A 9,377-nucleotide genomic window follows, 5' to 3' on the forward strand; every position below is an offset into this window, starting at 1 on the left:
CGCGCTGCAGCATCGACACGTTCGCCTTCGGATAGATCTCCCGGTGCACCGCCACCAGCGGTTCGAGCACCGGGTTGAGCGTGCTGCGCTGGGCGGTCATCCTCCGCGCCAGCCGGGCCCGCACCCGCCGCGACGCGCTGCTGGATGTCTTCAGGGATTCGGCCGGAGGCTCCGGAACCTCCATCGGCTGGGTGATGGCCGGCGACTCTGAGACCTTGGTGGGCGCGTCAAGCGCTTGCGCCGCGCTCTTCTCATCCGCCACGTTTGGTCACCTCCGAATTCGAGGATATCTCCAATGCCTGAGCGCTACTCGCAAGTCAGGCTGTGTACCGCCAATGGCGCAAGCGCTTGACGCGCCCACCAAGGTCTCAGAGTCGCCGGCCATCACCCAGCCGATGGAGGTTCCGGAGCCTCCGGCCGAATCCCTGAAGACATCCAGCAGCGCGTCGCGGCGGGTGCGGGCCCGGCTGGCGCGGAGGATGACCGCCCAGCGCAGCACGCTCAACCCGGTGCTCGAACCGCTGGTGGCGGTGCACCGGGAGATCTATCCGAAGGCGAACGTGTCGATGCTGCAGCGCGCCTTCGAGGTCGCCGATCAGCGCCACGCCACCCAGTTACGCTATTCCGGCGACCCCTACATCACCCACCCGTTGGCCGTCGCCACGATTTTGGCCGAATTGGGAATGGACACCACTACTTTGGTGGCCGCGCTGCTGCATGACACCGTCGAGGACACCGGTTACACGCTGGACGCACTGTCCGAGGAATTCGGCGAAGAGGTGGGCCATCTCGTCGATGGCGTGACCAAGCTGGACCGGGTGGTGCTGGGCAGCGCCGCCGAAGGTGAGACCATCCGCAAGATGATCACCGCGATGGCGCGTGATCCTCGGGTGCTGGTAATCAAGGTCGCCGACCGGCTGCACAACATGCGCACCATGCGATTCCTGCCACCGGAGAAGCAGGCGCGCAAAGCTCGTGAGACGCTGGAAGTGATTGCGCCGCTTGCACATCGGCTGGGTATGGCCAGTGTCAAGTGGGAACTGGAAGACCTGTCGTTCGCGATCCTGCATCCCAAGAAGTACGAGGAGATCGTTCGGCTGGTCGCCGGTCGGGCGCCGTCCCGGGATACCTACCTGGCCAAGGTCCGCGCCGAGATCGTCAACACCTTGAACGCGTCGAAGATCAAGGCCACCGTGGAGGGCCGCCCCAAGCACTACTGGTCGATCTACCAGAAGATGATCGTCAAGGGGCGCGACTTCGACGACATCCACGACCTGGTCGGCATCCGCATCCTGTGCGACGAGATCCGGGACTGCTATGCCGCTGTCGGCGTGGTGCATTCGCTGTGGCAGCCGATGGCCGGGCGGTTCAAGGATTACATCGCCCAGCCGAGATACGGCGTCTACCAGTCATTGCACACCACCGTCGTGGGGCCGGAAGGCAAGCCGCTGGAGGTGCAGATCCGCACCCGCGACATGCACCGCACCGCCGAATACGGCATCGCCGCGCACTGGCGCTACAAAGAAGCCAAGGGCCGCAACGGTCTTCCGCATCCGCACGCCGCCGCCGAAATCGACGACATGGCCTGGATGCGCCAGCTACTCGACTGGCAGCGGGAGGCCGCCGACCCCGGCGAGTTCCTCGAGTCCTTGCGTTATGACCTTGCCGTACAAGAGATCTTCGTGTTCACCCCGAAGGGTGACGTGATCACCCTGCCCAACGGTTCCACGCCGGTGGACTTCGCCTACGCGGTGCACACCGAGGTCGGCCACCGCTGTATCGGCGCCCGGGTCAACGGCCGGCTGGTGGCGCTGGAACGCAAGCTGGAAAACGGGGAAGTCGTCGAGGTTTTCACCTCCAAGGCGGCCAACGCCGGGCCGTCGCGGGACTGGCAGCAATTTGTGGTTTCACCTCGCGCCAAGGCCAAGATCCGACAGTGGTTTGCCAAGGAGCGACGTGAGGAGGCGCTCGAGGCCGGCAAGGACGCCATGGCCCGCGAGGTGCGTCGGGGCGGACTTCCGTTGCAGCGCTTGGTCAATGGCGAAACGCTGGCGGCGGTTGCGCGTGAACTGCACTACACCGATGTGTCCGCGCTCTACACCGCGATCGGTGAGGGGCACGTGTCGGCCCGGCACGTCGTGCAGCGGTTGCTGGCCGAACTCGGCGGCATCGATCAGGCCGAAGAGGATCTCGCCGAACGCTCTACTCCGACAACCATGTTGCGCCGCCCACGCAGCAGCGACGACGTCGGCGTCTCGGTGCCCGGCGCCCCGGGCGTGCTGACCAAGCTGGCGAAATGCTGCACCCCGGTGCCCGGCGATCAGATCATGGGATTCGTCACCCGCGGCGGCGGAGTGAGCGTGCACCGCACCGACTGCACCAACGCCGCCTCGCTGCAGCAGCAGTCCGAGCGCATCATCGAAGTGAACTGGGCGCCGTCGCCGTCGTCCGTGTTTCTGGTGGCCATCCAGGTCGAGGCGCTCGACCGGCACCGGTTGCTGTCAGACGTCACGCGAGTGCTGGCCGACGAGAAGGTCAACATCTTGTCCGCGTCGGTGACCACCTCCGGAGACCGAGTCGCGATCAGTCGCTTCACCTTTGAGATGGGCGACCCCAAGCATCTCGGACATCTGCTCAACGTGGTGCGCAACGTCGAGGGCGTCTACGACGTCTACCGGGTAACGTCGGCGGCCTGAACCGGCTTGAACCGCCGTGCGTCGCCCCGGCGCTAGCTCACTCGCACCGAGGTGATCGTCACCGGGTTGGCTGGCGCCCCGTTTTGACGGTTGCCGGCAATTCCGGCCCGGGCGATGTTGTCCAGCGTCGCCAGCCCCGCTTGGTCGATGCTGCCCAACACGGTGCTCTGCGGGTCCATCTCGGAATCCCGGTAAATCAACGCGAACTGGCTGCCGTTGGTGTTGGGTCCCTCGGTGGCCATGACGATGGTGCCACGCGGGTACACCAGCGTTGCCCGCAGCGCGGGATCGTCGGGCTTGTACTGGTTCGAGGGGTACTCGTCGGCGAATTCGTAACCGGGGCCGCCGGATCCGTCCACGTCGGGCCCGCCGCACAACAGCGATCCGCCGTCTTGAGAACTGATCAGGCGGGCGCACTGGGTGCGGTCGAAGAACTGCTGCTTGGCCAGACTGACGAAGCTGTTCACCGCGCACGGGGACTCGGAATTGGCGAGTTGGATGCCGATGTCACCGAAGTTGGTCGAGATGACGGCGCCGATCTGCGGGGGATTGGTGGACACCCGGCCCGACGGCGGTGGGTTCACCTGCCGGGCGGGCGCATCGGGCACCGCACGGTACTGGCAGTTGGCACCTAGGTCGGGCGGCGGTACGAAGGCCGGCAACGGCGGCGCCGGGCCGCCGGAACCGGGGTTTGATCCGGCTCGGCCGGCCGCCCGGGCCCGGGTCTGGGCGGACGATGCCGCGCTGTCAGCCGAACCGTGACTTCGGGTCACCAGCGCGATGACCAACACCACCGCCACAACCAGCGCCAGTGCCGACGCGGCGACGACGCCCGCCAGCAGGCGCCGCGGCCGCGTCCGGCGGGCCTGCCGCAGCGGCGCATCCGGTTTGCTCTCGGGTGGGGTAGCCACGGCTTTCGGCGCCGAAGCACCGGACGAACCGGCCAGCGCGGCCCTGGCGGCCTCGGCGAGTTCCATCGCCGTCTGATACCGCTGTTCGGAGTCCTTGGCCATGCCGCGTGCGACAACCTCGTCGAAGCTCGCAGGTACACCAGGTGCGGTTGCGGACGGTCGCGGCGGCGGGGCGTTCAGGTGCGCGTTGAGCTGTTCTTCCAGGCTGTCTCCCGCGAAGGGGCGCTGCCCGGTCAAGCACTCGTGCAAAACGCAGGCTAACGAGTACACGTCGGCACGGTGATCCGTTGTGCCTTTGAAGCGTTCGGGTGCCATGTACGCGACGGTCCCCATGGTGGCACCGGTCTGGGTGAGTTGAGTATCGGCCTGCGCGCGGGCCAGACCGAAGTCGATCAGATAGACGAAATTGTGTGCGGTGGTGATCAAGATGTTCATCGGTTTGATGTCCCGGTGGATCAATCCCACCCGTTGGGCGCTATCCAGCGCCGCCGCAACCTGTTCGATCACCGCGACGGTCTGCTCCGGGCTGAGTTGGCCGCCGTTTTCGCTGATGTACTGGGACAGATCGCGGCCCTCGATCAACCGCATGTCGACATAGAGCCGACCGTCGATCTCGCCATAACCGTGGATCGGCACCACGTGCGGGTCGTTGAGCCCGGCCGCTATCCGGGCCTCCCGGCGGAAACGGTGCTGAAAGTCCTGATCCTCAGCCAAATGCGGCGGGAGCACTTTCAGCGCAACTACCCGGTCCGTGGTCGCGTCGTAAGCGCGGTAGACCCGTCCCATGCCGCCGCGCCCCAACAACTCCAGTATTCGGTAAGAACCGAATGACTCCGGATCCAGATTCACCCAACGACCATAAGCTGTCGACGGTGCCCGTCGTGGGAATCCCGCCGATCAGAGGGAGTTTCGAGCCGGGTCGGACTAGTCGAGCAGCAAGGAGGTGATGGTCACCTCGGTGGCGGGCGCCCCGTCCTCACCGCCGCCGGCCACACCGGCCTTGGCGATCTTGTCCAGGGTGGCCAGCCCGTCGGCCTGGATGGTGCCGAACACGGTGTATTGCGGCGGCAGCTGAGAATCCTTGTAGACCAGAAAGAATTGGCTGCCGTTGGTACCGGGCCCGGCGTTGGCCATCGCCAGCGTGCCGCGCGGATAAAGCACCGGCTCCTGCGCCTTGGGGTCATTCGGCGGGAACTGGTCGGTTGGATATTCGTTGGCGAACTGATAGCCCGGACCACCGGTGCCCTCGCCCTTCGGGTCGCCGCATTGCAGGACGCCCAGGCCCGGCGAGGTGGTCAGCCGGTGGCATTTGGTGTTGTCGAAGTATTTCTGGCCGATCAGGCTCGCGAAACTGTTCACCGTGCAAGGCGATTCATTGTTCGCCAGCATCAGACCGATGTGCCCCTGGTTGGTCACCATGCTGGCGCTCACCTGGGCTGGATCGGTGGGCACCTTGCCGGTCCGCGGCGGCTTGACCTCCTTGGCGGCCGGCTCGTTGGAAGCCGGGTACTGGCAGTTGGCCCCCAGCTCGGCCGAGGCCTTGAACGGCGGCAGCGGCGGGGCGGACGGCGCCGGTCCGGCGGGAGTCGTCGTCTCCGGCGCGGCGCTGCTGCTGGTGGTCGTCGGCGCCGCGGTGTTGCTCTTTTGTTCGTGCTTGGTGTTGACGATCGTGATCACCACCGCAGCAATCACCGCCACGGCTACGATCGACCCGGCCACTATCAGCACGATCCGGCGTGTCCTGGCTTGCTTCGCGCGGCGCTCCAGCTGCCGTTCGAGTTTGCGTTTGGCGTTGGCGCGTCGCTGTTCATTGGTCGGCACGGCCGCTATGCCTCCATGCTTGATGAGTCGGAGCCCTCTAAACCGGCGAGGTGCCAGCTCAGGCTAATGTGGGCGCCGCGACTCGTGTCAAGTGGGGCCCATGGGAAAATGGGAACCGTGTTGATCACCGGATTTCCCGCCGGCATGCTGCAGTGCAACTGCTACGTGCTGGCCGAGCGGCCAGGAACGGATGCCGTCATCGTGGATCCGGGGCAGCGGGCGATGGGCCCGTTGCGAAACATCCTGGACAAGAACCGGCTGACGCCGGCCGCGGTGTTGCTAACCCATGGGCACATCGACCACATCTGGTCGGCGCAGAAGGTGTCCGACACCTATGGTTGCCCGACGTACATCCACCCCGAGGACAGGTTCATGCTCACAGACCCGATCTACGGCCTGGGCCCGCGGCTGGCCCAGATGTTGGCGGGCGCCTTCTGGCGGGAACCCAAGCAAGTCGTCGAGCTGGACCGCGACGGCGACAAGCTCGACCTGGGCAGCGTGAGCGTCAACGTCGACCACACGCCCGGGCACACCCGCGGATCGGTGGTCTTCCGCGTCACCGGCGACAAGGACGTCGTCTTCACCGGCGACACGCTCTTCGAGCGCTCGGTGGGGCGCACCGACCTGTTCGGCGGCAGCGGGCGCGACCTGCTGACATCGATCATCGACAAACTTCTGGTGCTCGACGACAAAACCGTGGTGCTGCCGGGCCACGGCAACGCCACCACCATCGGCGCCGAGCGGCGTCTCAACCCGTTCCTCGAAGGCCTGTAACCCGTGCCGGACTCGCACGTGTTCTCAGCCCTCTCCGCGCCCAAAGGCGTACCGGACTACGTCCCGCCCGACTCGGCGGAGTTCGTCGCCGTCCGTGACGGCCTGCTCGGCGCCGCCCGCCGGGCCGGCTACGGCGATATCGAGCTGCCCATCTTCGAAGACACCGCCCTGTTCGCCCGCGGCGTGGGTGAGTCCACCGATGTGGTGTCCAAAGAGATGTACACCTTCGCCGACCGCGGCGATCGTTCGGTGACGCTGCGGCCTGAGGGAACCGCCGGTGTGGTGCGCGCGGTCATCGAACACGGACTGGACCGCGGCGCGTTGCCGGTCAAACTCTGTTACGCGGGTCCGTTTTTCCGCTATGAACGTCCGCAGGCCGGCCGCTATCGGCAACTGCAGCAGGTCGGCGTAGAGGCGATCGGCGTCGACGACCCGGCTTTGGACGCCGAGGTGATCGCCATCGCCGACGCCGGCTTCCGTTCACTCGGACTCGACGGCTTCCGGCTGGAGATCACCTCGCTGGGGGACGACAGCTGCCGTCCGCAGTACCGGGAATTGTTGCAGGACTTCCTGTTCGGCCTCGACCTGGACGACGAAACGCGACGGCGGGCGCAGATCAATCCGCTGCGGGTGCTCGACGACAAGCGGCCCGCGGTGCGCGCCATGACGGCCGATGCACCGGTGCTGCTCGATCATCTGTCCGATGCTGCCAAGCAGCACTTCGACACGGTGCTGGCGCATTTGGATGCGATTGGGGTGCCCTACGTCATCAACCCGCGCATGGTGCGTGGGTTGGACTACTACACCAAGACCACCTTCGAATTCGTGCACGACGGTCTGGGCGCGCAATCCGGCATCGGTGGCGGCGGCCGCTACGACGGCCTGATGCGTCAACTCGGCGGACAAGACCTGTCCGGCATAGGGTTTGGGCTCGGTGTGGACCGCACCATGCTGGCCCTGCGGGCCGAGGGCAAAAGCACCGGCGAGACGGCTCGCTGTGACGTCTTCGGGGTGCCGCTGAGCGAGCAGGCCAAGTTGCGGCTGGCGGTGCTGGCCGCACAGTTGCGCGCCGCCGGTGTGCGCGTCGACATGGCCTACGGCGACCGCGGACTCAAGGGCGCGATGCGTGCAGCCGACCGCTCCGGTGCCAGGATCGCACTCGTCCTCGGCGACCGCGATCTCGAGTCGGGAACCGTCGGGGTGAAGGATCTCGGCTCGGGGGAGCAGGTTGCCGTTGCGCTGGATTCCGTTGTCGCCGAGATGCTTTCGCGGCTGCGTCAGTAGGTCGGAGTGTCCGGCGCGGCCAGAACGCCCATCTGAGTCAACACGTTGGCCATATCAAAGTAGACCTTCTCGCATAACAGTCGATCGCCGTCGAATTCGAAAATTCCCATGATCGGAATCTCGACGTGCCGTCCGGTCGGTGGGATACCCGCCCATTCGCCGTCATGGGTTCCGGTGATCAGCCCTTCGCCGAATACCGCGTCGTCGGCATGGCGCATCTTGCCGAGCTCGGCGTGCAGGTCGGGAAGGCCGGCCATAAGGCCTTGCAGCAGCTCTCGAACGGCCTCCTCACCGTCGCTCGGGACGCCGTTGACCTCATAACGCGGTTGGGCGAAGGTAGCGATCGTCGCCTCGATATCGTGCCGGTTTTCCGCTTCGGCGTGCTGATTGACGATCGCCTCGCGGCGCTGGCGAAGGCCAGTGATTTCTTCAATCGCGGTCATTTGGGGCCTCCTCGATCTCTCGATGAATCCCCCGATAGGGCGTCACTCTAGAACACGTGGCCGAATGCGCGGGTAGCTTTTGCGATTCATAGACCGAGAGTTGCGCGGCGTGCCCGGAACCTGGCAACCGCTGGCAGTCGATCGCCACGGCCCGCGGGCCGGATCGGCCGAAACGGAACTGGTATCAGCACCCACGCCCGGCCCTCGGAGCGCTATGCGCCGCTCGGACCGGGCTGTTGCCGCGATGGCCAAGCGGACACCGCGGCTGCTGCGCGGAGTGGTCCGCCTCGCGCCGGCCGCCGACCGCAGATGAACCGTTGTGCCGCAACGCTGATTACGCCGCCATGGTATTGGCGATCAGCGTTTATTTCTTGTTGGGAATGATGATGACGACGATCAACGTCAGGATCGAGAAGAACAGCCCGAGAATTCCCCAGCCCAGCGGATTGCGGCCCTTCATCATCGCGATGATGCCGCAGACTATCGCGGCGATAATGCTGCCGATAGCGACGAAAATTCCCTTGATGCCGCGCAGGATAAAGCCGGCTGCGAGCGGGTCCGAACTCGCCAGAATTACCTGGTGCAACATGACAGGTCCTTTCGTAAGGGGCCCCCAGGTAATACCCGAACAATCGCGGGGTAAAACCACCGTCGCGATTTAGGCTCACGCGAAAAGCGGTGGGAAACATGACGTGTGGGCGTTGAGTTACCTGCCCGGATAACCGCGGCGGACCGTACGGTCGAGAATTCCCAGTGTCGCGCGTAATGCACCCTCGGACAAAATCGGGAAAATTCCGGCTTCCCGCCACTTCGGGTCGATGTTCGACCAGTCGTAGAACGACGTGACCACAGTGGACGATCCGTCGTCGGTGGGTGCAAGCGCGTACCCGTAGACATGACCGATCGGCGGCTGAATCTGGCCGAGGACGGTCCAGGAAATCAGCCGATCCTGTTCGAATTCCTTGATGTCAACCGTGACGTCGTATTTGCCCAATTCGGGGAAATCGTTTAATGATTCGCGGTCCATGTGAACGACGAACCGGTCACCGACGGCGCGCACCGGATCGCCCTCGGCGTCTTGCAGCATCCCGGAGGAGTCGATCGCCACGTGGCCCTGTGGATCGCACAGCACGGCGAAGATGGCCTGCGGTGGTGCGCCGATCGTGCGGGAGGTCTCGATGCGTTCGCTCATAAGTCCTCGCAACGGACGTAGGGACGATACGACCCGAAGCTTAGCTCCGGGTGCTCGTGGCCGGCGTCGGAAAAGGGTCGGACCCCGGTGTCATAATCGAATGTATGTTCGAAGATGTGATCGCTCGGTTCGATGAGCTGGTCGAGCGGCATTATCCGTCGGCCACACCGGAGTCCGCCGCGCTGCTGGAGCGGGTGGGGGTGTTTGCGCGGGTGGAGAACCGGGCGGCGGCTGAGCAGTTGGTGGCGATTGGGGA

8 protein-coding genes and 2 pseudogenes are annotated in these 9,377 nt (G+C 65.4%); 4 read left to right on the forward strand and 6 right to left on the reverse strand.

Translation table 11 applies throughout. The features are described from left to right. A pseudogene (locus tag A5625_RS14675) lies at positions 1-262 on the reverse strand (GTP pyrophosphokinase); the annotation flags it as partial. Positions 263-395: 133 nt separating this feature from the next. On the opposite strand from A5625_RS14675, the gene A5625_RS14680 reads away from it, so the two are divergent. Then, positions 396-2,696 (forward strand): bifunctional (p)ppGpp synthetase/guanosine-3',5'-bis(diphosphate) 3'-pyrophosphohydrolase, encoded by a 2,301-nt coding sequence (locus A5625_RS14680; protein WP_369830010.1) that lies wholly within the window; start codon positions 396-398, stop codon positions 2,694-2,696. 32 nt (positions 2,697-2,728) lie between these two features. Here the strand turns inward: A5625_RS14680 and A5625_RS14685 are convergent, their stop codons facing one another. Then, entirely contained in the window at positions 2,729-4,456 is a 1,728-nt protein-coding gene (locus tag A5625_RS14685; protein ID WP_066994906.1) for a protein kinase, read from the reverse strand. Between the two features lie 75 nt (positions 4,457-4,531). Then, positions 4,532-5,428, reverse strand: a complete 897-nt coding sequence (locus tag A5625_RS14690) for a peptidylprolyl isomerase (RefSeq protein WP_066994909.1) — start codon at positions 5,426-5,428, stop codon at positions 4,532-4,534. 117 nt (positions 5,429-5,545) lie between these two features. On the opposite strand from A5625_RS14690, the gene A5625_RS14695 reads away from it, so the two are divergent. Continuing rightward, positions 5,546-6,202, forward strand: a complete 657-nt coding sequence (locus A5625_RS14695; protein WP_066994921.1) for an MBL fold metallo-hydrolase — start codon at positions 5,546-5,548, stop codon at positions 6,200-6,202. 18 nt (positions 6,203-6,220) lie between these two features. Beyond that, entirely contained in the window at positions 6,221-7,486 is a 1,266-nt protein-coding gene (gene hisS / locus A5625_RS14700) for a histidine--tRNA ligase (RefSeq protein ID WP_066994924.1), read from the forward strand. On the opposite strand, the gene A5625_RS14705 is transcribed toward hisS, so the two are convergent. Next, entirely contained in the window at positions 7,480-7,929 is a 450-nt protein-coding gene (locus A5625_RS14705; protein ID WP_066994912.1) for an ester cyclase, read from the reverse strand. The genes hisS and A5625_RS14705 overlap by 7 nt on opposite strands. Positions 7,930-8,026: 97 nt before the next feature. Here A5625_RS14705 and A5625_RS30170 point away from each other — a divergent pair. Continuing rightward, a pseudogene (locus tag A5625_RS30170) lies at positions 8,027-8,242 on the forward strand (adenylate/guanylate cyclase domain-containing protein); the annotation flags it as partial. 51 nt (positions 8,243-8,293) lie between these two features. Here the strand turns inward: A5625_RS30170 and A5625_RS14710 are convergent. After that, on the reverse strand, positions 8,294-8,518 hold the full coding sequence (locus A5625_RS14710) for a deoxyribodipyrimidine photolyase (protein WP_066994915.1): 225 nt from the start codon (positions 8,516-8,518) through the stop codon (positions 8,294-8,296). 117 nt (positions 8,519-8,635) lie between these two features. Continuing rightward, positions 8,636-9,121, reverse strand: a complete 486-nt coding sequence (locus tag A5625_RS14715; RefSeq protein WP_066994918.1) for an SRPBCC family protein — start codon at positions 9,119-9,121, stop codon at positions 8,636-8,638. Positions 9,122-9,377: the final 256 nt, after the last annotated feature.

The sequence above is a fragment of the Mycobacterium sp. 1465703.0 genome, from assembly GCF_001672975.1.
Lineage (GTDB): Bacteria > Actinomycetota > Actinomycetes > Mycobacteriales > Mycobacteriaceae > Mycobacterium.

Excerpts from the sequence above, each read along its gene's own strand:
- A5625_RS14680 (WP_369830010.1), top strand. The coding sequence starts at position 396 with ATGGAGGTTCCGGAGCCTCCGGCCGAATCCCTGAAGACATCCAGCAGC.
- A5625_RS14705 (WP_066994912.1), bottom strand. The coding sequence starts at position 7,929 with ATGACCGCGATTGAAGAAATCACTGGCCTTCGCCAGCGCCGCGAGGCG.
- A5625_RS14710 (WP_066994915.1), bottom strand. The coding sequence starts at position 8,518 with ATGTTGCACCAGGTAATTCTGGCGAGTTCGGACCCGCTCGCAGCCGGC.
- A5625_RS14715 (WP_066994918.1), bottom strand. The coding sequence starts at position 9,121 with ATGAGCGAACGCATCGAGACCTCCCGCACGATCGGCGCACCACCGCAG.